Below are 479 nucleotides of genomic sequence, written 5' to 3'. Positions count from 1 at the left end.
AAATAATACCACTTGTATAAGGCTTAGTATTATAGCAATAAAAGAGGGGAGTGGAGATGCAACAAAAACAAAACATACTAACGCCCACAAGGGACCTAAACGTGCTAGAATCAATAATGCTGCAACATTGCCTATATTGAGAGGTACTGCAATTGGAACGGTTACAACTGATAAATTGGCAACCAATCCAATGATAATACAATATAATAAGAATAATATTCGATGTTTCTTAATGGATTTATTATGTCTTCTAATTATTGCTAGCATGGCTAGACTCCGGTAGACCTATAACAAATTTTGTACCCGAAGGCCCTGTGTAGTCAAGAGTAATAAATCCATTGTGTTGCTCTACTATAGCTCTTGATATTGATAGCCCTAACCCAGTACCTTCACCAATTTCTTTTGTTGTAAAAAAAGGTTCAAAGATATGTGGTATATCAGTCTCATGTATACCGTTCCCATTATCCTTTATTTCAATG

General features: G+C 35.1%; 2 protein-coding genes. Both read right to left on the bottom strand.

What is annotated here, in order from left to right:
- Positions 1-267 (bottom strand): hypothetical protein (locus tag MMG82_RS21420; RefSeq protein ID WP_241407423.1); only part of this gene is annotated, 267 nt, incomplete at its 3' end.
- Positions 251-479: HAMP domain-containing sensor histidine kinase (locus MMG82_RS21415; RefSeq protein WP_241407422.1), on the bottom strand; the 229-nt coding region annotated here is incomplete at its 5' end. The genes MMG82_RS21415 and MMG82_RS21420, both read right to left, overlap by 17 nt.

It is taken from the genome of Shewanella sp. MM_2022_3 (genome assembly GCF_022557375.1).
Classification (GTDB): domain Bacteria; phylum Pseudomonadota; class Gammaproteobacteria; order Enterobacterales; family Shewanellaceae; genus Shewanella; species Shewanella xiamenensis.
Note: the sequence above shows the minus strand (reverse complement) of the source record. Positions and strands in the feature narration are given on the sequence as shown.